The 25,539-nt window shown below is 72.2% G+C and carries 20 protein-coding genes; 8 read left to right on the forward strand and 12 right to left on the reverse strand.

All coding sequences use genetic code 11. The features are described 5' to 3' along the window. Positions 1-34 precede the first annotated feature (34 nt). The gene (locus IE267_RS28900; RefSeq protein WP_100577052.1) at positions 35-223 is read right to left on the reverse strand and encodes a DUF5703 family protein; all 189 of its coding nucleotides are present in this window, start codon (positions 221-223) and stop codon (positions 35-37) included. 47 nt (positions 224-270) lie between these two features. On the opposite strand from IE267_RS28900, the gene IE267_RS28905 reads away from it, so the two are divergent. Beyond that, on the forward strand, positions 271-939 hold the full coding sequence (locus tag IE267_RS28905; RefSeq protein ID WP_167154533.1) for a hypothetical protein: 669 nt from the start codon (positions 271-273) through the stop codon (positions 937-939). Positions 940-1,007: 68 nt separating this feature from the next. On the opposite strand, the gene IE267_RS28910 is transcribed toward IE267_RS28905, so the two are convergent. Continuing rightward, the gene (locus IE267_RS28910; RefSeq protein WP_189765250.1) at positions 1,008-3,416 is read right to left on the reverse strand and encodes a helix-hairpin-helix domain-containing protein; all 2,409 of its coding nucleotides are present in this window, start codon (positions 3,414-3,416) and stop codon (positions 1,008-1,010) included. Continuing rightward, the gene (locus IE267_RS28915; RefSeq protein WP_161246280.1) at positions 3,413-4,396 is read right to left on the reverse strand and encodes an aldo/keto reductase; all 984 of its coding nucleotides are present in this window, start codon (positions 4,394-4,396) and stop codon (positions 3,413-3,415) included. Before IE267_RS28915 ends, IE267_RS28910 begins: the two co-directional genes overlap by 4 nt. A gap of 168 nt (positions 4,397-4,564) precedes the next feature. Here IE267_RS28915 and IE267_RS28920 point away from each other — a divergent pair, with 168 nt between their 5' ends. Together IE267_RS28920 and IE267_RS28925 are read left to right on the forward strand one after the other, a co-directional pair. Beyond that, positions 4,565-5,620, forward strand: a complete 1,056-nt coding sequence (locus IE267_RS28920; RefSeq protein WP_161246282.1) for an LLM class F420-dependent oxidoreductase — start codon at positions 4,565-4,567, stop codon at positions 5,618-5,620. 226 nt (positions 5,621-5,846) lie between these two features. Next, a complete protein-coding gene (locus IE267_RS28925; protein WP_189765251.1) occupies positions 5,847-6,635 on the forward strand; it encodes a ferritin-like domain-containing protein in 789 nt (262 codons plus the stop codon). Here the strand turns inward: IE267_RS28925 and corA are convergent, their stop codons facing one another. Then, positions 6,636-7,634: a magnesium/cobalt transporter CorA gene (gene corA / locus IE267_RS28930; RefSeq protein WP_189765252.1), complete on the reverse strand. Its 999-nt coding sequence runs from the start codon at positions 7,632-7,634 to the stop codon at positions 6,636-6,638. Positions 7,635-7,693: 59 nt separating this feature from the next. Between corA and IE267_RS28935 the strand changes: the two genes are divergently transcribed. The 5 genes from IE267_RS28935 (at position 7,694) to IE267_RS28955 (ending at position 14,727) form a co-directional block, all read left to right on the forward strand. Next, entirely contained in the window at positions 7,694-8,380 is a 687-nt protein-coding gene (locus IE267_RS28935) for a histidine phosphatase family protein (protein WP_189765254.1), read from the forward strand. Positions 8,381-8,448: 68 nt separating this feature from the next. Beyond that, on the forward strand, positions 8,449-9,039 hold the full coding sequence (locus IE267_RS28940) for a DUF3090 domain-containing protein (protein ID WP_161246271.1): 591 nt from the start codon (positions 8,449-8,451) through the stop codon (positions 9,037-9,039). Then, positions 9,003-9,824: an SCO1664 family protein gene (locus tag IE267_RS28945; protein ID WP_189765256.1), complete on the forward strand. Its 822-nt coding sequence runs from the start codon at positions 9,003-9,005 to the stop codon at positions 9,822-9,824. Before IE267_RS28940 ends, IE267_RS28945 begins: the two co-directional genes overlap by 37 nt. A 466-nt stretch (positions 9,825-10,290) precedes the next feature. Beyond that, a complete protein-coding gene (mshC, locus tag IE267_RS28950; protein WP_189765258.1) occupies positions 10,291-11,520 on the forward strand; it encodes a cysteine--1-D-myo-inosityl 2-amino-2-deoxy-alpha-D-glucopyranoside ligase in 1,230 nt (409 codons plus the stop codon). Between the two features lie 159 nt (positions 11,521-11,679). Next, positions 11,680-14,727 (forward strand): NPCBM/NEW2 domain-containing protein, encoded by a 3,048-nt coding sequence (locus tag IE267_RS28955; RefSeq protein WP_189765260.1) that lies wholly within the window; start codon positions 11,680-11,682, stop codon positions 14,725-14,727. A 73-nt stretch (positions 14,728-14,800) separates the two neighbouring features. Here IE267_RS28955 and IE267_RS28960 read toward each other — a convergent pair whose 3' ends face one another. From IE267_RS28960 to glpK, 8 genes are all read right to left on the reverse strand, one after another. Next, a complete protein-coding gene (locus tag IE267_RS28960) occupies positions 14,801-15,463 on the reverse strand; it encodes a hypothetical protein (RefSeq protein WP_189765262.1) in 663 nt (220 codons plus the stop codon). A 63-nt stretch (positions 15,464-15,526) separates the two neighbouring features. After that, a complete protein-coding gene (locus tag IE267_RS28965) occupies positions 15,527-17,263 on the reverse strand; it encodes a S8 family peptidase (RefSeq protein ID WP_189765263.1) in 1,737 nt (578 codons plus the stop codon). Between the two features lie 370 nt (positions 17,264-17,633). Then, the gene (locus IE267_RS28970; RefSeq protein WP_167154583.1) at positions 17,634-19,040 is read right to left on the reverse strand and encodes an NADP-dependent succinic semialdehyde dehydrogenase; all 1,407 of its coding nucleotides are present in this window, start codon (positions 19,038-19,040) and stop codon (positions 17,634-17,636) included. 93 nt (positions 19,041-19,133) lie between these two features. Next, a complete protein-coding gene (locus IE267_RS28975; protein ID WP_161250576.1) occupies positions 19,134-20,117 on the reverse strand; it encodes a PAC2 family protein in 984 nt (327 codons plus the stop codon). 340 nt (positions 20,118-20,457) lie between these two features. Continuing rightward, positions 20,458-21,129: a FadR/GntR family transcriptional regulator gene (locus IE267_RS28980; protein WP_167154591.1), complete on the reverse strand. Its 672-nt coding sequence runs from the start codon at positions 21,127-21,129 to the stop codon at positions 20,458-20,460. A 64-nt stretch (positions 21,130-21,193) separates the two neighbouring features. Continuing rightward, on the reverse strand, positions 21,194-22,252 hold the full coding sequence (locus IE267_RS28985; protein WP_189765265.1) for an LLM class flavin-dependent oxidoreductase: 1,059 nt from the start codon (positions 22,250-22,252) through the stop codon (positions 21,194-21,196). A gap of 120 nt (positions 22,253-22,372) precedes the next feature. Further along, on the reverse strand, positions 22,373-24,001 hold the full coding sequence (locus IE267_RS28990) for a glycerol-3-phosphate dehydrogenase/oxidase (protein WP_167154601.1): 1,629 nt from the start codon (positions 23,999-24,001) through the stop codon (positions 22,373-22,375). 6 nt (positions 24,002-24,007) lie between these two features. Next, positions 24,008-25,534, reverse strand: coding sequence for a glycerol kinase GlpK (glpK, locus tag IE267_RS28995; protein ID WP_167154621.1), 1,527 nt, complete (start codon positions 25,532-25,534; stop codon positions 24,008-24,010). Positions 25,535-25,539 lie beyond the last annotated feature (5 nt).

Here is a 25,539-nt window from a genome sequence, read left to right on the forward strand (position 1 = left end):
CACGCGCGGGGCCCGCTCCGTCATGCATCCACGTTCACCACGTGGCTCGCACCTGGCGGATGATCCGCCTGCGCAGCCGCACTCGGCGACTGCCGTCCCGGTGCAGACTCAGTCGGTCCAACTCCCAGTGTCCGTACTCGGCATGGTCGGTCAGCAGACGCGTCGCCTCCTTGCGGGACACCCCGCGGGGGACGTACACGTCGACAAATTCGTATTCCACCATCGCATCTATTGTGCGGGCAGAGGCCCGGTACGGATAGCGTCTGCACTATGTCTGATGCTGCGCAGCCCACCGCTGCCGAGGTACGTGCCGCCGCCGAGGCGGTCAAAGCCGCGCTGGACCGTCACCTCGATGCGGTGGAACGCCGCACGGGGGACGACGATCCCGATGTGTACGAGGCCTTCAACGCGCTCGCGGCGGCCGCCGAGGCGTACGACGAGCGGCTCTACGACCGCTACGACGAGGTGACCCCTTTCGAGATCCCCGGCGCCGACGACTCGCTGCCGCCCTACGCGGGCCCCGAGGAGCCCAACGCCCTGAGCGTCCTCATCCGCCGCGACTACGCGGTGGCCGAGCCCCAGCGCCTGCTCGCCCAGGCCCGGCGGATCACCGATCTCGACCCCGAGTCGGAGGAGGGCGAGCGCACGGTCCCGGTCGTCGGCAGCAGTGTGCACGCCGCGCTCGGGGTGCTCTTCGGCGAGTACGAACCCGATGAAATCGCCTCCCGGCACAAGGAGTTCGGCCTGGAGGAGGGCGACTCCACGCTGTGGGTGTCGGCCGCCGAGGAACTTCCCGAACCGGGCGAGTGGCTGAGCACCCCGTTCGACCACGCCGACCCGCAGCACGTGGTGTGCCGCTTCGATGTGAGCGCGGTCTTCGACGAGGAGGAGCTGGAGGACGACCTCGACGAGGAGGACGGCCCCCGCACCACCCCCTGACCCGGCCGGACACGGCAGAGGCCGCGCACCCCGAAATCCGGGGGTGCGCGGCCTCCGCCGTGTGCGCCCTACTGCTCCGCGGGCTTCATCAAGCCGTGCAGCAAGGGCGTGAGGCGGGTCGTGCGCTGCGCCGGAAGGACCTCCGCCACGGCTCGGGGCAGCGCCTGGTCGACGCCGTGGACGACGGACAGGTGCCGCTCGGCGCGGCCGAACGCGGTATACACCCAGGGCCGGTTGAGCCCCTGGGCCGCGTCTCCCGGCAGCACCGCGACCACCGCGGGCCAGCGCATCCCGACCGCCTGGTGCGCGGTGAGCGCCCAGCCGTGCCGCAGGGCCGACTCGACCCGTTCCTTCGGCACGAGCACCGGGGTGCCCGCGCAGTCGAGCCGCAGGCCCTCCGCGTCGGCCTCCACGACGGTGCCCACGACGGTGCGCCCCAGGTCCTGGGCGTACGCCGCCCGGTCGCCGGGGTCGAAGCCGCCGAAGCGGCCGGGGCCTGGGTTCAGGCGCTGCTTCAGGGCCGCGTTCAGGGCACGGGTGCCGGCGGAGCCGCCGTGGCCCACCGTGATGGCCTGGGCCTGCTCCACCGGGATGCCGAACGCCCGGGGGATCGAGTCGGCCAGGAGCTGCACACAGCGGTGCACGGCCTCGCCCGCGTCCCGCACCGGGACGATCACGACTTCCTTGCCGGGCGCCTCCACCTGGTTCAGCTCGCCGATGCCGATGCCCGAGACGAGCTCGCCGACCGGCCCGGCGTCGGGCAGCCGGGATGCCACGACGGGGCAGACGCGGGCGGACAGCACGTCCTGGAAGACCTGGCCCGCGCCGGCCGGGCCGAGCACCCCGGGGTCGCCGCTCAGCACCAGACGGCAGCCGTCGGCCAGCGACTCGACCAGGACGGCCGCGGTCTCCACGTCGAGCTGCGCCGCGTCCTGCACCACCAGGACGTCGAGGGCCAGCGCGCCGTCCGCGTCCCGGCCGGGGCCCTCGCCGGACAGCAGCCCGGCGAGCGTGAACGCGGCCAGCGGGCCGGTCAGTTCGGCCAGGCGACGCTGTCCGTCCATGGTGTGCGCAGCGCCCGCGGCCCGCAGCCCGGCCGCGGCGGCCGCGGTCACGACCGCCGCCGACTCGGCGCGCGCTGCCTCGCCGCCGGTGTGCGCCACCAGGCCGCTGCCCGCGACCGCGCGGATGAGCTCGCCGTCCTCCGGCCACACCGAACCGTCGTTCCCCACCGGTGAGTTGAGCAGCCGGGCCAGGCCGTCGGCCAGGCTCTCCTCGGCCAGCGCGTACCGGTCGAGCCCGAGCAGTACCTCCACCGGCTCGACGGGCTCCGCCGTCTCCTCGGCCGCTTCGGTGTCCGCGGCGTCCTCGGCCGGCTCCGGCTCCTCGGCCAGGCCGTCCTGGAAGACCAGCACCACGCCCTCGGCGATGGCCTGTTGGACCGCCTCGTCCGGGTCGGGCACGGACCGTCCGGCGAGGGCCCCCCGCACATCGTCGGCGGTGAGCGCCGTGTGCCCCCGCAGCGCCGCCTGTTCGAGGATCCAGCCGACCAGGGCGGCCGCCCTGCGCTCGTCGTCCGGGCGGCACTCGGCGCCGAGCAGCGCCCGCGCGAAACCGTCGGCCTGCTCGGGGCGCACCCCGGACACGGACAGAAGCTGCCAGGGGTCGGCGCCGAGCCGCTCGGCCGCCTGCTCGCCGAGGGCGCCGGTGACCTGCGCGGCCAGTGTCTCGGGGGCGCCGCCCCTGCTCAGCACGGACCGTACGGAGGCGAGGGCCTCGGCCGAAGTGGCGGGCGCCTGCGCGGATTCGGGGGCGCGGGGCCGTACCGGAGCCGCCTCCTGGGCGGGGCCGGGGGCGGGCCCCCGCGGGGCGGGCGGCGGGCCCGCGAAGAACGTGGCGCCGGACTTCTCGCCGCTCTCCACGGCCCGTACCGCCGCGAGGAGATCGGCCGCCGTTCCGCTCAGCTTGGTGCCGGCCGGGATCGGCGCCTCCTTCTCGGCCTTGCGCTGCTCGATCCTGGCCCGCAGCTCCCGCTGCGCCGCGAGCTCGGCCGCGGCCTCGGAGACCTGGGCCGCCTCGGCGGCGTCGGCGTCGGCGGCGGGCTCCGCGGCGCCCTCCGGCCCGCCGGTCTCATCGGCGCCGGCTTCGGCTTCGGCGCCGCCGGCCTCATCGGCCCGCTCGACGCCCTCGGCCGCATCGACGCCCTCGGCCGCATCGGCGGGCTCGGCCGCATCGGCGGGCTCGGCCGCATCGGCGGGATCGGCCGCCGAGGCACGTTCGGCTTCCTCGGCCGCGAGCTCGTCGGCGGGCTCGGCCTCCTCGGCCCCGGTTCGCGCCTCGCCCTCGGCGCCGGGCCCGGCACCCTCGGCGGCCCCGGGCTCCTCGGCGGGCGCCTGAGCGGTCTCGGACGCCACCTCCGCCTCGGCGGATTCGTCGGCCGTGGATCCAGGGGCCGAGCCCTGGGGAAGCGCAGTCACAGCGTGCTCCAGTCCTGATCGGGATAGCGGTGCACGGGCGCCGACACGTCGTCGAGCGCCTGGCAGATCTCGTCAGGAAGACTAAGGGCCTCCACTGACAATGCCGCCGCGAGCTGCTGCGCGTTGCGCGCGCCGACGATCGGCGCCACCACTCCCGGCCGGTCCCTCACCCATGCCAGCGCCACCTGAAGGGGTGTCGCGGCGAGGCCGTCCGCCGCTATGGAGACCGCCTCGACGATCCGGCTCGCCGCATCGTCGAGATAGGGCGCGACGAACGCCGAGAAGCCGTCGGACGCACCCCGCGAGTCCGCGGGTGTCCCGTGCCGGTACTTGCCGGTCAGCACGCCCCGCCCCAGCGGTGAGGACGGAAGGAGCCCGAGGCCCAGGTCCAGGGCGGCGGGCAGCACTTCGCGCTCCACCCCGCGCTGGAGCAGCGAGTACTCCATCTGGGTGCTGGCGAGGCGGGTGCGGACACCGGGCGCGGCGAGCTGCCAGGTCGCGGCCTTGGCGAGCTGCCAGCCGCTGAAGTTGGAGATGCCCGCGTAGCGCGCCCGCCCGCTGCTGACCGCGATGTCGAGGGCCTGGAGCGTCTCCTCCAACGGCGTGCCGCAGTCGAAGGCGTGCACCTGCCACAGGTCCACGTAGTCGGTGCGAAGCCGTTCGAGCGAGGCGTCCAGGGCGTTCAGGAGGTGGCCGCGCGAGCCGTCGAAGCGGCGGTCGGGATCGGGCACGCTGCCCGCCTTGGTCGCGACGACCAGGTCCCTGCGCGGCACCAGCCGCTCCATCAGCTGGCCGAGCAGATACTCCGAGTCCCCGCCGCCGTAGACGTCCGCCGTGTCGATCAGGGTGCCGCCCGCGTCCCAGAACGCCTTCAGGAGATCGGCGGCGTCCTGCTCGCCGACGTCCCGGCCCCATGTCAGGGTGCCGAGCCCGATCCGGGATACGCGCAGGCCCGTGCGGCCGAGATGCCTCTGCTCCATGGCGCGAGATTACTGGCCAGGGGCCTGCGGGGAGAGAGCCTGTGGACAACTCGACCCTGCCGCATCACCGCCGTGCGCGCTAGAGTCCCCGGCACAGAGACGTTACTCATGAGTAAGACGCGGGAGTGGGCGCGTGCGTACGCGTCCCGACGAGTAAGGGGATCGGCCATGCGGCTCGGCATCAACCTCGGCTACTGGGGCGCGGGAATGGACGGCGACAACCTCGCCGTCGCCAAGGAGGCGGACAAGCTCGGTTACGACGTCTGCTGGGCGGCCGAGGCCTACGGTTCGGACGCGCCGACGGTGCTCACCTGGGTCGCCGCGCACACCGAGCGCATCGACGTCGGCTCGGCGATCCTGCAGATCCCGGCCCGCCAGCCCGCCATGACCGCGATGACGGCCGCCACCCTCGACTCGCTGTCCGGCGGCCGTTTCCGCCTCGGCCTCGGTGTCTCGGGGCCGCAGGTCTCCGAGGGCTGGTACGGCGTCAAGTTCGACAAGCCGCTGGCCCGCACCCGGGAGTACGTCGAGATCGTCCGCAAGGCGATGACCCGCGAGCGGCTCTCCTACGAGGGCGAGCACTGGACGCTGCCGCTGCCCGGCGGCCCCGGCAAGCCCATCAAGCTGACCGTGCACCCCCAGCGCGAGCACATCCCGCTCTACATCGCCGCGATCGGCCCGAAGAACCTGGAGCAGACCGGTGAGATCGCCGACGGGGCTCTGCTGATCTTCCCGGCCGCCGAGCACATCGAGGCCACCGCGATCTCCCATCTCCGTGCGGGCCGCGAGAAGGCCGGCCTCACCATGGACGGCTTCGACGTCTGTCCCACCCTGCCGATCGCGCTCGGCGCCGACGCGGACGTCTCCGCCCTGGCCGACATGTTCCGCCCGTACACCGCGCTGTACGTCGGCGGCATGGGCAGCCGCAAGCAGAACTTCTACAACCAGCTCGCGCAGCGCATGGGTTACGAGAAGGAGGCCGCCGAGATCCAGGACAAGTACCTGGCCGGCGACAAGGCGGGCGCCGGTGCCGCGGTGCCGCAGCAGCTCATCGACTCGACGACGCTGCTCGGCTCGGTGGAACGGATCGCCGACCGGATGCAGGCGTACGCCGCCGCCGGTGTCACCACGCTGACCCTGGCCCCGGCCGGCTTCACCCTGGACGAGCGGCTCGCCTCGCTGCGCGCGGGCACCGAGGCGCTGGAGCGTGCGGGCGTGGCATAGGCCCGGAAGGGGCCGAAGAGGTTCTGCGGCCGTGGTGGGGGCTCGGGGGTCTTCCCCGCCACGGCCGTCATGACGCACAACGCCCGCCCCCGCCGCCCGGTTACGGCGCCGGGGGCACCGCACATTCCTTCGTTCGGCCCAGTGGGGCCCGATCCCTGTTGCCGGGGTCGATGTGCCGCATTTGACTCGGTTCGGCAGAGTCCTGTGCGCACCCGGAGGTACGGCGATGCTCTCGGCCAAGAGCCTGTTCCAGGAGATCCTCGACAACGACGAGTCGTACCGGCTCTTCTGCTCCATCGCGGCCAGTGGCGAGGCCCAGGGCGGCTGGGAGAACGGCCGGATCGCGGCGCTGCTGCCGGACGAGTGCCGCGCCCTCGGCCCGAAGGTGGCCCGGCACGGCGCGGACGAGGACAAGCACGGGCGAATCTTCCGCGCGCTCCTGAAGAAGCGCGGCCTGCGACCGGTCGACGTGCCGCACGACACCGACTACACGATGCTGCTCGAACGGCAGGGCATCGGCCTCGGCCACGCCCAGCTGCGGGGCGAGGAGCCGCTCACCCAGCGGGACGTGGTGGTCTACCTCGCGCACAGCCGCGTGACCGAGCAGCGCGCCTGTGAGCAGATGCGGCTGTTGCGCCGTCACTTCGGCAGCCACCCCGACCTCGGACGGGCGGTGCGGATGATCTCCGCCGACGAGGACAACCACCTCGCCTACTGCCACGAGGAGTTGCTGCGGCTGGCCCGCGCCGGACACGGACCCGCCATCCAGCGGGTGCTGCGCCGGAGCGCGCTGGCCGAGATCCGCGTCTACCGCGACGTCAGCCTCGCCGTGATGGCCCACATGGGACGCATCCTCGGCTGGCCGAGCTCCAAGGCCGCCGTCCTCGTCGCGGGCATCCACGCGGTGTACGCCTACGAACGGCTCGCGGGCTGGCGGCGGATGGTCACCCTCGCCATGCCCGAGCGGCGCGACGCGCTCGGCGGCCCCGCCGTGGCCGCGCCCGGCTTCGCCTAGCTACAGCCAGCCGCGCCGCTTGAACAGGCGGTACAGGCCGAACTCCAGGAGCACCATCAGGACGATCAGCGCCGGGTAGCTCCACGCCCAGTGGAGTTCCGGCATGTGGTCGAAGTTCATGCCGTAGACGCCGGCCAGCATGGTGGGGACCGCCGCCATGGCCGCCCATGCCGAGATCTTCCGCATGTCGTCGTTCTGGCGGACGCTGACCTGCGCCAGATGGGCCGAGAGGATGTCCGAGAGAAGCCGGTCCAGACCCTCCACGGCCTCGTTGGTCCGCATCAGGTGGTCGTCCACGTCCCGGAAGAACGGCTGTGACTTGGCGTTCACGAACGGCACGCCCGCGCTCGCCAGGCGCTGCACGGGCTGCGCCAGCGGGCCGGTGGCCCGGCGGAACTCCAGGAGCTGCCGCTTGAAGGTGTAGATCCGCGACGCGGTGTCCTTGGTGTCGCGGCCGCCCGTGGCCGGCGAGAAGATCTGCGCCTCCAGCTCCTCCAGGTCCGTCTGGAGCTCGGCGGCCACGTCCGTGTAGTGGTCGACGACCGCGTCGCTCACCGCGTACAGGACCGTCGTGGGCCCGTGCGCGAGCAGTTCGGGCTCCGCCTCCAGGCGCTGCCGTACCGCCTTGAGCGGCGCGCCCTCGCCGTGCCGGACGGTCACCACGAAGCAGTCGCCGACGAAGAGCATCAGCTCGCCGCTGGACACGGTGTCGCTGTCCGGCTCGTACACGACGGGCTTGAGGACCATGAACAGCGAGTCGTCGTAGACCTCCAGCTTGGGGCGCTGATGCGCCTTCAGGGCGTCCTCCACGGCCAGTGCGTGCAGCCCGAACTCGGTGCTGACCAGGTCGAACTCCTCCTCCGTCGGCTCGTGGAGGCCCACCCAGAGGAAGCTGTCGCCTTCGGCGCGCGCCCGGGCGAGGGCATCGGAGAAATCCCGGGGCCCCTCGGTGCGGCGGCCCTCGTGGTAGATGGCGCAGTCGACGATCATCGCGTGCATTCTCCCGTGAACGGGAGCCGCCCGCACCCGAGGGCCACCGGCCGCTTAGGCTGGCGCCCATGGCCACGTTGATCCTCGTACGCCACGGACGTTCCACCGCCAACACGGCGGGGGTGCTGGCCGGCTGGACGCCGGGTGTCGCCCTCGACGAGCGCGGCAACGCCCAGGCCGCCGCCCTGCCCGCCCGGCTCGCCGGGGTGCCGCTCGCCGCCGTCGTCACCAGCCCGCTCCAGCGCTGCCGGGAGACCGTGCAGCCGCTCCTGGACGCCCGCCCCGGTCTCCCGCTGCATCCCGAGGACCTGATCGGCGAGTGCCACTACGGCGACTGGTCGGGCCGCAAGCTCGCGGAGCTGTCCACCGAGCCGCTGATGGAGGTCGTGCAGCAGCACCCCTCCAACGCGGCGTTCCCCGGCGGCGAGTCGATGCGTGCGATGCAGGCCCGGGCCGTGGGGGCGGTACGGGACTGGAACGAGCGGATCGAGACCGAGCACGGCCCCGATGCGGTCTACGCCATGTGCTCGCACGGCGACATCATCAAGTCCGTCGTGGCGGACGCCCTCGGCATGCATCTGGACCTCTTTCAGCGCATCTCGGTGGAACCGTGTTCCCTGACCGTGATCCGCTACACCCGGCTGCGGCCCTACCTCGTACGCCTCGGGGACACCGGGGATCTCGCCTCGCTGATGCCGCGCGAGCAGCCCGCGGAGGAACAGGCCGAGGTCGGTGGCGGTGCGGGAGCACCGTGATCGCCGGGCACAGTAGGGTGGACGCGCCGAAAACCGCCGCTCCAACTCCGAACTAGGGAGACCAGAACGTGTCCCGTCAGGTGTTCTTCTACGACCCGCCGGACCGTTTCGTGGCCGGCACGGTCGGGCTCCCCGGGCGCCGGACGTTCTTCCTCCAGGCGTCCTCGGGCACCCGCACCACCAGCGTCGCCCTGGAGAAGACCCAGGTGGCGGCGCTCGCCGAGCGGATCGACGAGCTGCTGGACGAGGTCGTGCGCCGGACCGGAGGAAACGCTCCTGTACCTGCCGTGGCCCCGCCGGACGTGACCGACACCGCGCCCCTCGACTCGCCGGTCGAGGAGGAGTTCCGGGTCGGCACCATGGCGCTGGCCTGGGACGGCGACGAACAGCGCATGATCATCGAGGCGCAGGCCCTGGTCGAGCTGGACGCCGACACCGAGGACGACCTCGCCGAGGCCGAGGAGCGGATGCTCCAGGACGAGGAGAACGGCCCGCCGATGCTGCGGGTGCGCCTGACCGGCGCCCAGGCCCGGGCCTTCGCCAAGCGGGCGCTCGACGTCGTGAACGCGGGGCGGCCGCCCTGCCCGCTGTGCAGCCTGCCGCTCGACCCGGAAGGACACGTATGCCCGCGCCAGAACGGGTACCGCCGCGGAGCCTGACCTCGGTGGAGCTCCTCACCCGGGGTGAGCTCACGGTCCTCGGACAGATCCGCGAGGCGTCCAACGCGGTGCTCTACTGCTCCGTCGCGTACGGGGACGAGAGCGCGGAGTGCGTCTACAAGCCCGTCGCGGGGGAGCGGCCGCTGTGGGACTTCCCCGACGGCACGCTCGCCCAGCGCGAGATCGCGGCGTACGAGGTGTCCCGGGCGACCGGCTGGGACCTCGTGCCGCCCACGGTGCTGCGGGACGGCCCGTACGGCGAGGGCATGGTCCAGCTGTGGATCGAGCCGGTGGAGGGCGACTCGGGGCTGCTCGCGCTCGTCGAGGACGAGGAGCCGGCCGAGGGCTGGAAGGCGGTCGCGCTCGCCGAGGTGGGCGAGGGGCGTACCGCGCTGCTCGTGCACGCCGACGACGCCCGGCTGCGGCGGCTCGCCGTGCTCGACGCGGTCATCAACAACGGCGACCGCAAGGGCGGGCATCTGCTGCCCGCGCCCGACGGACGGCTGTACGGGATCGACCACGGGGTCACGTTCAACGTGGACGACAAGCTGCGGACGCTGCTGTGGGGGTGGGCGGGCGAGCCGCTCACCTCGGAGGCGGTGGGCGCCCTGAAGGGTCTGGCCGAGGCCCTTCTGCCCGTGGGGGCGTTGGCCGTGCGGCTGTCCTCCCTGATCACCGAGGCGGAGCTGGACGCCCTGCGCGCGCGGGTGGCCTCCCTCCTGGACACGGGCGTCCACCCCGCCCCCTCGGGCGAATGGCCCGCGATCCCCTGGCCCCCGGTCTGACCCCGCGCCCCCACCCCGGGCCCCTGGGGCTGCGCCCCGGACCCCCGTTCGCGCCTGAAGGGCGCTCGTCCTCAATCGCCGGACGGGCTGAAATGCCCGATGAGGAGCAGCACCGGGGCCTTCAGGGGCGCGAGGAACTGCGCGAGCAACCTCGCGCGGCCTGCGGGCGGAGTACGGCCTTCAGGGGCGCGGGGAACTGCGCGAGCAACCTCGCGCGGCCTGCGGGCGGAGTAGGGCCTTGAGGGGCGTGGGGAACTGCGCGAGCAACCTCGCGCGGTCCGCGGGCGGACCAAGCCCCCCGGGGGGCAGGCCCGGAGGTTCGGGTGGCTTCTTGCACCCCGGAGGGTTGCGGGAAGGGGCGGGGTGGGGAAGTAGCACCCCCGCGCCCGGGGGCGCAAGAGCCTCGAATCGGCCAAGAGCGGTATCCGGTTCGTATCCGGAACGTGCGTCCGGTTACGCTCAAGACATGCATGCCTGGCCCGCTTCTGAGGTCCCCGCCCTGCCCGGCAAGGGCCGCGACCTCCAGATCCACGACACCGCGACCGGCGGACTGGTCTCCCTCGACCCCGGTCCCGTCGCCCGTATCTACGTCTGCGGGATCACCCCGTACGACGCGACCCACATGGGTCACGCGGCGACCTACAACGCGTTCGACCTCGTTCAGCGCGTGTGGCTCGACACCAAGCGGCAGGTTCACTACGTCCAGAACGTGACGGACGTGGACGACCCCTTGCTGGAGCGAGCCGTCCGCGACGGCAAGGACTGGGTGGAGCTCGCCGAGGGCGAGACCGCGCTGTTCCGCGAGGACATGACCGCCCTGCGGCTGCTCCCCCCGAAGCACTACATCGGCGCGGTCGAGGCCATACCCGGCATCGTCCCGCTCGTCGAGCGGCTCCGGGACGCGGGCGCGGCGTACGAGCTCGAAGGGGACGTCTACTTCTCGGTCGAGAGCGACCCGCACTTCGGCAACGTCTCGCACTACGACGCCGCGGCCATGAGGGCGCTGTCCGCCGAGCGCGGCGGCGACCCCGAGCGGCCCGGCAAGAAGAACCCGCTCGACCCGATGCTGTGGATGGCGGCCCGCGAGGGCGAGCCGAGCTGGGACGGCGCCTCGCTCGGGCGCGGCCGGCCCGGCTGGCACATCGAGTGCGTCGCCATCGCCCTCGACCACCTCGGCATGGGCTTCGACGTCCAGGGCGGCGGCTCCGACCTGGTCTTCCCGCACCACGAGATGGGCGCGTCCCACGCCCAGGCGCTGACCGGCGAGTACCCCTTCGCCAAGGCGTACGTGCACGCCGGCATGGTCGCCCTGGACGGCGAGAAGATGTCCAAGTCCAAGGGCAACCTCGTCTTCGTCTCGACGCTGCGCCGCGACGGCGTCGACCCGGCGGCCATCCGTCTCGCGCTGCTCGCCCACCACTACCGGGCCGACTGGGAGTGGACCGACCAGGTGCTCCAGGACGCCGTCGAGCGCCTCGGGCGCTGGCGGGCCGCCGTGTCGCGGCCCGACGGGCCGTCCGCGGACGCCCTGGTCGAGGAGGTCCGCGAGGCCCTGGCCCACGACCTGGACGCCCCCGCCGCCCTCGCCGCGGTCGACCGCTGGGCCGCGCGCCAGGACGCGGAGGGCGGCACGGACGAGGGTGCGCCCGGCCTCGTCTCGCGCACGGTCGACGCCCTGCTCGGCGTCGCCCTCTGACCCCGAAGGAACATCGGGGGCAACCCCGGACGACCTCCGGGTCCGCCCCAACGGGCAAGCTCCGAACCGCCCTTGGACTCCTCGCGAGTCCGGGGGCGGTTTCGTTTTTCCTGGGCCCACCCCATGGTCCAATGCTCGTTTGTGCGCTAAACACGCTCTATGCAATCACCAATACGCACGAGAGTGGCGCTCGCGGGAGCGGCCGTGCTCGGTCTGCTCGCGGTGTTCACCGGGCCCGGCAGCGCACAGGCCGATGCCCCCGCCGACCCGACGGGCGACACCTCCGTAGGCAATGTGACCGGCTTCGAGGCCGCGGGCGGCTCCGTCTTCACGCTGCACGCGGGCGCGGCCGAGGCCCGCGTCAGCTTCGTCGCGGCCGACACCTTCCGCATCGAACTCGCCCCGGACGGGAAGTTCAGCGACCCGACCGGCTCCGACATCGTCCTGCCGCAGGGCAGGCCGCCCGCCGCCCGCTGGAAGGACAGGGGCGACCGCTACGAGCTGAGCACCGACAAGGTCACCCTGCGCGCCTTCAAGTCACCGCTGCGCTTCGCCCTCTACAAGGCGGACGGCACCCAGCTCTGGTCCGAGACCAAGCCGCTCAGCTGGACCAAGGACACCACCACCCAGACCCTGTCCCGCGGCGCCACCGAGCAGTTCTACGGCGGCGGCATGCAGAACGGCCGCGGCAACACCTCGCACCGCGACCAGACCGTCCAGGTGAGCGTCGACGACAACTGGAACGACGGCGGCCACCCCAACTCCGTGCCGTTCTACCTCTCCACGGGCGGCTACGGCGTCTTCCGCAACACGTACGCCCCCAACACGTACGTCTTCGGGCAGCCGGTCACCGCGAGCGCCAAGGAACAGCGCTTCGACGCCTACTACTTCGCCGGTGACCCGAGGCAAGTCATCGGCGCATACACCCAGTTGACCGGAAAGCCGTTCCTGCCGCCGGTCTACGGGCTCGAACCCGGCGACTCCGACTGCTATCTCCACAACGCCAACCGCGGCGAGCGCCACACCCTCGACGCCCTCAAGGTCGCGGACGCGTACAAGACCAACGACATGCCCAACGGCTGGATGCTGGTCAACGACGGCTACGGCTGCGGCTACGAGAACCTGCCCGAGACGGCCAAGGGCCTGCAGAGTGACTCCATGCAGATGGGCCTGTGGACCGAGGACGGCCTCGACAAGCTCGCCGACCAGGTCAAGGCGGGCCAGCGCGTCGCCAAGCTGGACGTGGCCTGGGTCGGCGACGGGTACAAGCACGCGCTCGACGGCTGCAAGGCCGCCTACCAGGGCATCGAGGCCAACAGCGACGCCCGCGGCTTCACCTGGGCCCCCGAGAGCTGGTCCGGCGCGCAGCGCTGCGGCGTCCAGTGGTCCGGCGACCAGTCGGGCAGCTGGGACTACATCCGCTGGCAGATCCCGACCTACGCGGGTGCGACCCTCTCCGGTCTCGCCTACACCAGCGGCGACATCGACGGCATCTTCGGCGGCAGCCCCAAGACGTACACCCGCGACCTCCAGTGGAAGTCGTTCCTGCCCGCCGTGATGACCATGGACGGCTGGGCGGCCAGTGACAAGCAGCCCTACCAGTACGGGGAGCCCTACACCTCCATCAACCGCAGCTACCTCAAGCTCAAGGAGTCGCTGCTTCCCTACATGTACTCCTACGCCCACGAGGCGACGAAGACCGGCATCGGGCCGGTCCGGCCGCTGGCGCTGGAGTACCCCGACGACCCGAAGGCCGCCACCGACGCCGCCAAGTACGAGTTCCTGTCCGGCCAGGACTTCCTGGTCGCGCCGGTCTACCAGGACACGGCCGTACGCAACGGGATCTATCTGCCGAAGGGGACCTGGATCGACTACTGGAGCGGGCGCAGCTACCAGGGCCCGACCACCGTCGACAACTACAGCGCGCCGCTCGACACCCTGCCCCTGTTCGTGAAGGCGGGCGCCGCCGTCCCGATGTGGCCCGGCATCCGCTCCTACCGGGACCGCACCGCCAACTCGCCGCTGGCCTGGGACATCTACCCGCAGGGCCGCTCCACCTTCCAGCTGTACGAGGACGACGGAGTGACCCGCGCCAACCGGACCGGCGCCTACGCCACCCAGCGTGCCGACGTCTCGGCCCCGCAGCGCGGCTCCGGCGACGTGACCGTCCAAGTGGGCGCCAGCAAAGGGCAGTTCAAGGGCAAGCAGACCGCCCGGCCCTACCAGCTGACCCTGCACACGGGCAGTGCGCCCGCCCAGGTGGAGGTCCAGGGCCACCGGCTCGCGCGGCTCGGCTCGAAGGCCGCGTACGACAAGGCCGCCACCGGCTGGTTCTACGACTCGGGCGACCGGGGCGGTGTGGTCCTGGTGAAGACGGGGACGCTGCGCACCGACAAGGCGTTCGAGGTGAAGCTCAAGGACACCAGCGCCGTCGGCGGCCGGGCGCCCGGCTCGCCGGTCACGCTGGCCGCGCCCGCTGGGCAGGAGCTCGGTGCGGGCGCTCCCGGCAAGGTGGCCGTGGACGTCACCGCCGGAAGCAGGGACGCCCGGAACGTATCGGTCTCCGTCGCCGCGCCGGCCGGGTGGACCGTGACCCCGGCCCCCGCCCTCGACCGCGTCCCGGCCGGTGCCACCCGGCGCGTCGAGGTGGGCGTCACCCCCGCCAAGGACGCGGCGCCCGGCGAAGCGACCCTCACCGTCGACTCCGGCTACCAGGGCGGAAGTTCACAACAGCGCATCTCGGTGTCCGTGATGCCCGCGCCCCCGGCGGCGGACGCCTGGGCCAGTGACATGGCCTGGCTCACCTCCGTCAACGGATACGGGCCGCCCGAGCGCGACCGCTCCAACGGTGAGTCCGGCGCGTCCGACGGACACCCGCTCACGCTCGCGGGCACGACCTACGCCAAGGGCATCGGCGCGCACGCCGACTCCGACATCGAGGTCTACACCGGGGGCCGATGCAGTGCCTTCACCGCCGACGTCGGCATCGACGACGAGATCAACGGCTATGGGGAGGTGGCCTTCTCCGTCGAGGCGGACGGCAAGGTGCTGTGGACCTCACCGAAGGTGACCGGCGCCTCGGCGACGGTCCCGGTGAACGTGCCCCTGGCCGGGGCACGGCACGTACACCTGAAGGTCACCGACACCAACAACTCCAAGTCGGGCGACCACGGGGACTGGGCGGCGGCGAAGTTCAGCTGCGCCTAGACGCGCCGGCGGGCGCCGGGCGGGGTCAGTCCCCACCCGGCGCCCTCTGTGCCGGAGTTGGCCCACTGGCTGCCTACTGCTTGTTGATGATGACCGCCTGGATGACGCTGTTGCCGGCGTCGTAGAACGCGATGACCTGGTGCCCGAAGGCGAAGGCCTGCTGGACTCCGTCGTGCGTGACGGGGTTGGGGTTGGCGAGCTGGCGCCACTGGCCGTCGATGAACAGGTAGAGGATCGACGGCTGGCCGGACAGCGGGGTCACGACGTCCCAGAACTTCGTGGCGATCCCGCTGATCAGGGCGGCGCTGTTGACGGCGGCGGGCAGCACGAGCGGCTGGCCGAGCGACTGCTGGCCCTGCTGGCCCTGCCCACCCATCTGCTGGAGCAACTGCTGGTAGGGCTGCTGCTGGCCGAGCTGCTGGAGCTGCTGCTGGATCTGCGGCGGCAGGTGCTGCTGCCCCATGCCCTGCTGCTGTCCGAAGCCCTGTTGGCCGATGCCCTGCTGACCGGAGCCCTGTTGGCCGATGTCCTGCTGGCCGTAGGACGGGCCGAAGCCCTGTTGGCCGAACCCCTGCTGGCCGAACCCCTGCTGGCCGAAGCCCTGCGGCGGGGACGTGCTGGGCGTCTGCTGACCCTGTTGGCCGTGCTGCTGTCCGAACTGCAGCTGCCCGTACTGCTGTTGCGGGTGCTGCTGGTGCTGCTGGTGTTGCTGGCTCATCTGCGGGGTGGTGCTCATGCGGGTGTCACCTTCCCTGTCGTGAGTGTCGTTCGCCGTCCGGGCCTTCGGTGCCCTCGGTGCTCAGCCGGCGACCACCAGGCCGACGACCTCGTCGTCCGAGAACCAGACCCGGATGTCCGGCCGCCCCGCCGCGAAGGCGGCGTGCACCGCCTGGCGGACGTCGGGCGCCGGGTCGTTCAGATTGCGCCATGCGCCGGCCACGAACAGCCGGAGCCTCGGGGGGAGTTCATGGGGGTAGGGGAGCAGTTCGTCCCAGTACCGTTCGGCCTGGCCGGTGCCGACCGTCGAGGGCATCAGCCGCGTCACGGCGGACTTGATGTCGGGCCGGCTGCCGATCCGCTGCGATGCGGGGCGGCCCGGCGCGTCCTGCTGCGGAGAACCGGTCGAGCGGAGCAGCGCCCGGGCCCGTTCCGGCGCCATCGGCTCCTGCCCGGCGGCCTTGAGGATGCCCTGGAGCGAGGCGAGGGCGCCCGCCACGAGAGGGGCGGCCGCGGACGTGCCGGAGAACGTGTCCGTGTACCAGGCGATCTCCTCGGCCCCGCCCTGGAGATCGCCCGCCCGGTCCCAGAACCCGCCGGTCGTGGTGGTCTCGTGGCCCCAGCCCTGAGCGTCCACGCGCGCCCCGTAGTTGGAGAACGCGAGCCGCGAGCGGTCCGGGCCGTGGTCGCGGCCGTGGGTGCCGGGCGGCGGGGCGCCCGCCCCCACCAGGACCGCACCCGAGGGCTCGTTGGAGGGGTTGAAGGGATTGCGCCAGTCCTGCGGGAAGCCCTCGGGGCGCCGCTCGTACAGGGCGTCGTCCAGGCTCTCGCCCCCGTTGCCGGCCGCCGCCACCACCAGGACGCCCCGCGCGGTGGCCCAGCGGATCGCCGCGAAGTCGTCCGGCCACCACTCGACGGGGAGGTAGCCGGCCTGGTCGTCGCGGTCCTGGAAGTCGAACCTCGGGCCGGGGCGGTGGAGTTCGACCAGGACGATGTCGCCGGACGAGAGCCGCTCGGCCGCGGCGTGGATCGCCGCCGCCGTGCCGATGCCCTGGACCGAGGCGGCCGCCGTGACCGCCTCCGGGGCCACCCCGGTGATGCCCTTCGCGTCCCGGTCGCCACCGATGATCCCGAGCACGGCCGTGCCGTGGTTGCGCCAGGCGAGGTCCTGCACCGGGTTGCCCACCACGATCCCGGCCAGCTTCTCCGCCAGGTCCTCGTGGCCCAGCTGCCAGGCGCCCTCGACGTCGATGACGGTGACGCCCTCGCCGCTGCCGCCCGGGCGCAGCCACGCCCAGAACGCGTCGACGCCCTCGGGGGCGGGCCGCAGATGGCCCTGCCGGCCGGTGTAGTCGGGTGTCGCGGGCGCACCCTCCTTCAGGCGCTTGATCGTCTCCTCGTCGCGGCCCGTGAGCGAGGCGGGCACCGCGCCGGGCTTCACGTAGGCGGTCTCCACCTCGGGCAGCGCCGCGAGTCGCGCGCTCAGCTCCGGGGCCCGCTCGCCGCCGCCGCGCACCCGGTAGAACCGGGACAGGTCCGGCAGCGCCTCGCGGGAGGTGCCCTGCGGGACCCGCGCCGGCCGGTCCTCACGGCCGAACAAGGGCTCCAGGGCGATCTGTTCATCGGTGAGGAACATCGCCAGGGCCGAGGTGTCGGCCCCGGAGGCCGACCGGACGCCGTCGGTGCCGACGCGCAGCCGGGCCTCGGCCCGTGCGACGACGATCAGTTCGGGCTCGGCTCCGTGATAGGTGAATCCAGCTCCGTCGGGTCCTGGGCCCGCCGTTCCGGGGCCCTGACCCGGGTGAATCCGATCGGTCATCGCGTCCGCCGCTCCCCTCGGGTGCTGTGCTTGGCGTGCCTTCGGGGAGACACCCTGCTCCTGCCGCGGCGCCCCGTCCACCCCGTGGAGGGGAACGGAGTTTGAAATCAAGCTGAATGGGCAACCCGTGCAATCCGACCGGAAACCGATGTCACGCCCCAAACAGGCCGAACACGGCGGAGGTTGGAGTGGAGCCGAGGTGCGCGAGCGGCCCGGGTGGCGTGCCGGGCGGGGTCGGCCGGACATGCCCGCGGGGCCGCCGCACCGGCGGCCCCGCGAACGTTTCCGGAATGTGACGGCGCCCGCCGACACGTACGACCGGATACAACGCGCGCCCGCACAGGGCCCGTTGCCCGGAGTTGACCAGGCGTCAGTCCTCCGAAGGCTCCGCCCCGTGCCACACCGTCGTGACATTGCAGAACTCGCGGATACCGTGGCCGGAGAGCTCGCGGCCGTAACCGGACCGCTTCACGCCGCCGAAAGGCAGCGCGGGATGCGAGGCGGTCATGCCGTTGAAGAACACCCCGCCCGCCTGGAGGTCGCGCACACAGCGGTCGACCTCGCCGCCGTCGCGGGTCCAGACGTTGGAACTCAGCCCGAACGGCGTGTCGTTGGCGACCGAGATGGCCTCGTCCAGGTCGCGCACCCGGTACAGCGTGGCCACCGGTCCGAAGGTCTCCTCGTGGTGGATGCGCATGTCGGCGGTGATGCCCGCGAGGACGGTCGGCCGGTAGAACCAGCCACCGTCGAGCCCCTCGGGACGGCTCCCGCCGCACAGGGCCGTCGCCCCCTTGCGCACGGCGTCCTCGACCAGCTCCTCCAGGTCGGTGCGGCCCTGCTCGCTGGCGAGCGGACCGATGTCCGTGTCGTCGTCGAGCGGATCGCCGACCCTCAACTCCCGCATACCGGCGGTGAATTGCTCGGCGAAGGCGTCGTACACCCCGTCCTGGACGATGAAGCGCTTCGCGGCGATGCAGGACTGCCCGTTGTTCTGCGTCCGGGCGGTCACCGCGGTCCGCGCGGCCCGCTCCACATCGGCGGAGGCGAGCACCACATAGGGGTCGCTGCCGCCGAGTTCGAGCACCGTCTTCTTGATCTCGTCGCCGCAGATCGCCGCGACCGAGCGCCCGGCCGGCTCGCTGCCGGTCAGGGTGGCCGCCGCCACCCGCGGGTCGCGCAGTACCTTCTCGACGCCGTCCGAGCCGATGAGCAGGGTCTGGAAGCAGCCGTCGGGGAACCCGGCACGGCGGAACAGGTCCTCCAGGTACAGCGCGGTCTGCGGCACGTTCGAGGCGTGCTTGAGCAGGGCCACGTTGCCCGCCATCAGGGCGGGCGCCGCGAACCGTACGACCTGCCAGAGCGGGAAGTTCCACGGCATCACCGCGAGGACCACGCCGAGCGGCCGGTAGTGGATCCGGGCCCGCTCGGCGCCGGAGTCGCGGACGTCGTCCTCGTCCGGTTCCTCGTCGGCGAGCAGCTCGGCCGCGTGCTCGGCGTACCAGCGCAGCGCCTTCGCGCACTTCGCCGCCTCGGCGCGGGCGGCCACGACCGGCTTGCCCATCTCCAGGGTCATGGTGCGCGCGATGTCGTCCCGGTCGGCGTCGAGCAGATCGGCCGCGCGCAGCACCAGGCGGGCGCGCTGTTCGAAGGGGGTCGTGCGATAGCCGGCGAAGGCGGTCCCGGCGGTGGCCAGCCGGCGCTCGACCTCCTCGGGACCCATGGCCCCGAAGCTCTTGAGCGTCTCACCGGTAGCCGGGTTCACCGTGGCGATGGGCATGGCGTACGACACCTCCTGAAGGCACTTGTCCTTCGACCTTCCCGCGCGCGAGGAGGTGCCGCAACGCGAACCGGGGCCACCCGGCGGGCCCCCCTACTCCTCGGGGGTCTCCTCGCCGGGCTCGTCGGTCTTCGGGGGCTTCGGCGGCCGGGTGCGGCCGCTGGAGGTGTCCCGCAGATACGACCCGTCGGCCTCGGTGGCATGGCCGCCCGCGGTGGCCTGGCCGGGGCCGGGGCCGCCGTCCCGGCGGCGCAGGTACCGCTCGAACTCGCGGGCGATGGCCTCGCCGGACGCCTCGGGCAGGTCGGCGGTGTCCCGCGCCTCCTCCAAGGTCTGGACGTACTCGGCCACCTCGCTGTCCTCGGCGGCCAGTTGGTCGACGCCGAGCTGCCAGGCCCGGGCGTCCTCGGCGAGCTCGCCGAGCGGGATGCGCAGGTCGATGAGGTCCTCCAGGCGGTTGAGCAGGGCGAGCGTGGCCTTCGGGTTCGGCGGCTGGGACACGTAGTGCGGCACCGCGGCCCAGAGGCTGACCGCCGGGACACCGGCATGTGTGCAGGCCTCCTGGAGGATGCCGACGATGCCCGTGGGGCCCTCGTAGCGGGTCTCCTCCAGATCCATGGTCCGCGCCAGGTCCGGGTCGGAGGTCACGCCGCTGACCGGCACCGGCCGGGTGTGCGGGGTGTCGCCGAGCAGAGCGCCCAGGACCACCACCATCTCGACGCCGAGCTCATGGGCGAAGCCCAGGATCTCGTTGCAGAACGACCGCCAGCGCATCGACGGCTCGATGCCGCGCACGAGCACCAGGTCGCGCGGCTTGTCGCCACCGACCCGGACCACGGAGAGCCGGGTGGTGGGCCATGTGATCTTGCGGACCCCGCCGTCCAGCCACACGGTGGGCCGGTTGACCTGGAAGTCGTAGTAGTCCTCCGCGTCCAGCGCGGCGAACACCTCGCCCTTCCACACCCCGTCCAGGTGCGCGACAGCGGAGGAGGCGGCGTCGCCCGCGTCGTTCCAGCCCTCGAACGCGGCGATCATGACCGGGTCGACCAGCTCGGGAACGCCCTCCAGCTCGATCACCCAGTGCCTCCCTCAGAAGTTCCCTTGCGTACGTCCCAACCTTACGGCTTCCGACCTACCCAGCCGCAGCCCCCGTGCACGGTCCGGCGCTGCCGGGAGTGACACAGGAATGAAGGTGGGGCCGACGGGGCAGCAGGGCATGCGACCGCTGATTCATCCGAGCTGTGCGTCGAAATCCTCGCCGCGACCCCGGATGGTGGCGCGGGGACGGCGATATACATCGGATGACGGATAGAGATCCGATGTACAGACGAATGTTCCCGCGGACGTTGCCGTGGACGTTTCTGCGGACGTTCGTTCAACGGTTCATCCAGGTCCCCGCCCCCGGCGGCACCGGGTGTCAGAGGGTGGACCTCAGCCAGTGCTCCACGCCGGCGATGTGGACCGTGGCCCAGGACCGGGCCGCCTCGGTGTCCCGGTCCCGCAGGGCCGTCAGGATCGCTCGGTGCTCGCGCACCGTGCGCCCGACCGCGTCCTCCCGGGCCAGGCCGCGCCAGATCCGGGCCCGCGTCGTCGGCCCGGAGAGGCCGTCGAGCAGGGAGCACAGCACCGTGTTCCCCGAGCCCGCCACGATCGCCCGGTGGAATGCGAGGTCCGCCGACACCAGCTCCTCCACCGAGGGAGCCTCGCCCAGCGCGTCCAACTGGGCCGCCAGCGCGTCGAGTTCGGCCTCGGTGAGCCGCGACACCGCCATCGCCGTCGCGGCCGGCTCCAGGATGCGGCGCACCGCGAGGAACTCCAGGACGGTGTCGTCCCGGTGGAAGTCCACGACGAAGCTCATGGCCTCCAGGAGCAGCTGGGGGTCCAGGCTGGTGACATAGGTGCCGTCCCCCTGGCGGACGTCCAGGATGCGGATCAGCGACAGGGCCCGTACCGCCTCGCGCAGGGAGTTGCGGGAGAGGCCGAGCCCGGCCGCGAGTTCGCTCTCCTTGGGGAGCCGGTCGCCCGGCCGCAGGGCGCCGGAGACGATCATTTCCTTGATCTTCTCGATGGCCTCGTCGGTGACAGCCACGGGGCGCCCTCCATACATCCGACGTATCGACCCCCATTATGCGCGGCCCCGCACTCCCGGGGCCTCACTCCCACAGAGCGCTCGGCGCCTCCTTGCGCACCACCGGCGCGATCTCCTCCGCGAACCGCGCGAGCGTTTCGGTCTGTTCGGCGGTCGAGAGCCCGAACCCGTCGACCGTCACCGACTGGAGGTCGTGCCCGTACGCCTCGTGGAAGCCGAGGATCTTGTCGATGATCTGCTGCGGGGAGCCGATGAGCGCCGGGCCGTCGGCGATGGCGTCCTCGATGGTGCGGAACGGGGTGTTGTAGCCCGCCTTCCCCTCCAGGTGCGGCTTGAAGGACTGCCGCACCCTCGCCTCGTACACCTCCCGGTAGCGGGCGACCGCCTGCTCGGCGGTGTCGGCGATCAGCAGCCCGCCCGAGCCCGCCGCGACGTGGGCCCGCGCCGGGTCGTGCCCGTACTCCTCGAACTTCTCCCGGTAGTGCGCGATGAGCCTGCCGTACGCGGCACGGGGCTGGATCGCGTTGGCCGTGAACAGCGGATCGCCGTGCCGGGCGGCGAGTTCGGGGGAGTTGAGGGAGGTCGCCGAGCCGTGCCAGACGCGCGGCACCCCGGCGTACGGCCGCGGCACGGTCGTGACGCCGCGCAGCGGCGGACGGAACTCGCCCGCCCAGTCGACGTCCTCCTCGCTCCACAGCCGGCGGAGCAGTTCGTACTTCTCCCGCTGGAGGTCCCACTGGCGGGCCTCGTCGAGCCCGAACAGATCGAAGTGGCCGGCCTCCGCGCCCTTGCCGATGACCAGCTCGATCCGGCCGCGCGAGATCTGGTCGAGGGTCGCGTAGTCCTCGGCGACGCGTACCGGGTCGAGGACGGCGACCACGGTCACGCCGGTCAGGAGCCGGATGCGGTGGGTGCGGGCGGCCAGCGCGCCGAGCAGCACCGTCGGGCTGGAGGAGAGGAAGGCGCCGGCGTGCCGCTCCCCGATGGCGTACGCGTCGAAGCCGAGCCGTTCGGCGGCCTCGCCCACGTCCAGTACCTGCGCCAACCGATCGGCGGCGGAAGGGAGTTCACCTGTCAGGGGATGGGGGGCGTGGCCGACGATCGAGAGCACCTGGAACTTCATGCCCCCCACTCTCGTCGCGCGGTGTTGCGGCCGGATGTACGGCGTATGGCAGCGGTCGTGGGTACGCCGGAGGGGTGGCCCCTCGCGGGAGCCGCCCCTCGGACGTGAAGTGACGTACCGTCAGTTCTTCTCGGCGAGCAGGTCGTCCACCTTGCCGCGGATCTCGTCCGTCGCCAGACCCCGGATCGTCAGGGTCGTACGGCGGCGCAGCACGTCGTCGGCGGTCTCGGCCCACTCGTGGTCGCGGGCGTAGGCGACCTGGGCCCAGATCTCCGGGGCGTCCGGGTGGATGCGCTCGGCGAGGGCCGCGTCCTCGTTGGCCAGACGGGCGATGTCGAAGGACAGCGAACCGTAGTGGGTCGCCAGGTGCTTGGCGGTGTCGGCCGCCATGCTCGCACCGGAAGCCTGGCCGTCCACCATCAGGCGGTGGGCGACGGCACGCGGGTTGGCGATGCCGGGCAGCGGCATCTTGCCGGGGAGCTCGGAGATGGGCTCGAAGTCGTTGCCGAGCGGGTGGCCCGGCAACTGCTCCAGCTTCTTCATCACCGTACGGCCGATGTGGCGGAACGTCGTCCACTTGCCGCCGGCCACCGACAGCATGCCGCCGCGGCCCTCGGTGACGACCGTCTCGCGCTTGGCCTTCGAGGTGTCGCCGGGACCGCCGGGCAGCACTCGGAGCCCCGCGAAGGAGTAGGTGATCAGATCGCGCGACAGCTGCTGGTCGCGGATCGAGAACGCGGCCTCGTCGAGGATCTGCGCGGTGTCCGCCTCGGTGACGGCGACGTCCGCCGGGTCGCCCTCGAACTCCTCGTCGGTGGTGCCGAGCAGGAGCATGTCCTCCCACGGCAGCGCGAAGGTGATGCGGTACTTGTCGATCGGGGTCGCCAGCGCCGCCTTCCAGGGGGCGGTGCGCTTGAGGACCAGGTGCGCGCCCTTCGACAGGCGTATGGAGGGCGCGGAGGCGGGGTCCTCCATCTTGCGCAGGTGGTCGACCCAGGGGCCGGTCGCGTTGAGCACGAGCCGGGCGTCGACGCCGAACTCTTCGCCGTCCATGCGGTCCTTGAGGTCCGCACCCGTCACCCGGCCCTTGGTGAAGCGCAGCCCGGTCACCTCGGCGTGGTTGAGCACGACCGCGCCGGCCTCGACGGCGGCACGGACCGTCATCAGGGCCATGCGGGCGTCGTTCATCTGGTCGTCGCCGTACACGGCCACGGCCTTGAGGTTGTCCGTGCGCAGCTCGGGCACGTCCGCCGCGGCCTTGGCGGGGGAGAGCAGGTGGCCGACGCCGTCACCGAAGGCGGAGAGCGCCGAGTAGGCGAAGACGCCGGCACCCAGCTTGGCGGCGCCGTGCGGGCCGCCCTTGTACACGGGCAGGTAGAACGTGAGCGGGTTGGCGAGGTGCGGGGCCACCTGACGGGACACCGCACGCCGCTCGAAGTGGTTCTCCGCGACCAGCTTCACCGCGCCGGTCTGCAGGTAGCGCAGACCGCCGTGGAGCAGCTTGGAGGAGGCGGAGGAGGTGGCGCCGGCGAAGTCGCCGGCGTCCACCAGAGCCACCCGCAGACCGGACTGCGCGGCGTGCCAGGCGGTGGAGATGCCCAGGATGCCGCCGCCGATGACCAGGAGGTCGTACGTCGCCTTGGACAGTTGCTCCCGGGTCTCGGCGCGGCTCACTGCCTTGAAGGAAGACACGGTGGAGCCGGAAGCCGGGTGCGTCCCGAGGGCAGGGACGCTCTGCAGGGTGGTCATGTCGAATTACTCCTCGTCCTCGATCCAGCCCATGGTCCGCTCTACGGCCTTGAGCCAGTTCTTGTACTCGCTGTCGCGCCTGTCCGCGTCCATGCGAGGGGTCCATTCCGCCGCGCGGCGCCAGTTGGCGCGCAGCGCGTCGGTGTCCGGCCAGAAGCCGACGGCGAGGCCGGCGGCGTAGGCGGCGCCGAGGCAGGTGGTCTCGGCGACCATCGGACGCACGACCGGCGCGTCCAGGAAGTCGGAGAGGGTCTGCATCAGCAGGTTGTTGGAGGTCATGCCGCCGTCGACCTTCAGCGCGGTCAGCTCGACGCCGGAGTCCTTCGTCATGGCGTCGCTGATCTCGCGGGTCTGCCAGGCGGTGGCCTCCAGGACGGCACGCGCGATGTGCGCCTTGGTGACGTACCGGGTCAGACCGGCGATCACGCCGCGGGCGTCGGGGCGCCAGTACGGGGCGAACAGACCCGAGAAGGCCGGCACGAAGTAGGCGCCGCCGTTGTCCTCGACGGAGGAGGCGAGGGTCTCGATCTCCGCGGCCGTCTTGATCATGCCCATCTGGTCGCGCATCCACTGGACGAGCGAGCCGGTGACGGCGATGGAGCCTTCGAGGGCGTAGACCGGCTTCTGGTCGCCGATCTGGTAGCCGACCGTCGTCAGCAGGCCGTTGTAGGAGTTGACGGGCTTGTCACCGGTGTTCATCAGCATGAAGGTGCCGGTGCCGTAGGTGGACTTGGCCTCGCCCTCGGAGAAGCAGGTCTGGCCGAACAGCGCCGCCTGCTGGTCGCCGAGCGCGGAGGCGACGGGGATGCCGTCCAGGACGCCGCCCTTGGCGTGTCCGTACACCTCGGCGGAGGAGCGGATCTCGGGCAGCACGGCCGCCGGGATGTCCATGGAGTGCAGGATCTTCTCGTCCCACGCCATGTCGTGCAGGTTCATCAGGAGGGTGCGCGAGGCGTTGGTGACGTCGGTGACGTGCACACCGCCGTCGGTGCCGCCGGTCAGGTTCCAGATGACCCAGGAATCCATGGTGCCGAAGAGGATGTCGCCCCGCTCGGCGCGCTCGCGCAGCCCCTCGACGTTGTCGAGCAGCCAGCGCACCTTCGGGCCCGCGAAGTAGGAGGCGAGCGGCAGACCGGTCTGGCGGCGGAAGCGGTCCTGGCCGACGTTGCGGCCGAGCTCGCGGCAGAGCGCGTCGGTGCGGGTGTCCTGCCAGACCAGCGCGTTGTGCACGGGCTCGCCGGTGTTCTTGTCCCACATCAGCGTGGTCTCACGCTGGTTGGTGATGCCGATCGCCTTGACGTCGGCGGAGGTGATGCCCGCCTTCTCGACGGCCCCGGCCACGACCTCCTGGACGTTGGCCCAGATCTCGTTGGCGTCGTGCTCGACCCAGCCCGGCTTCGGGAAGATCTGCTCGTGTTCCTTCTGCTCGACCGAGACGATCCGGCCGTCCTTGTCGAAGACGATGCAGCGGCTGGAGGTGGTGCCCTGGTCGATGGCCGCGATGAACGGGCCGGTGGAGTGGATGTCGCTCATGGGTG

It is taken from the genome of Streptomyces xanthochromogenes (assembly GCF_014650455.1).
GTDB classification, from domain to species: domain Bacteria; phylum Actinomycetota; class Actinomycetes; order Streptomycetales; family Streptomycetaceae; genus Streptomyces; species Streptomyces xanthochromogenes.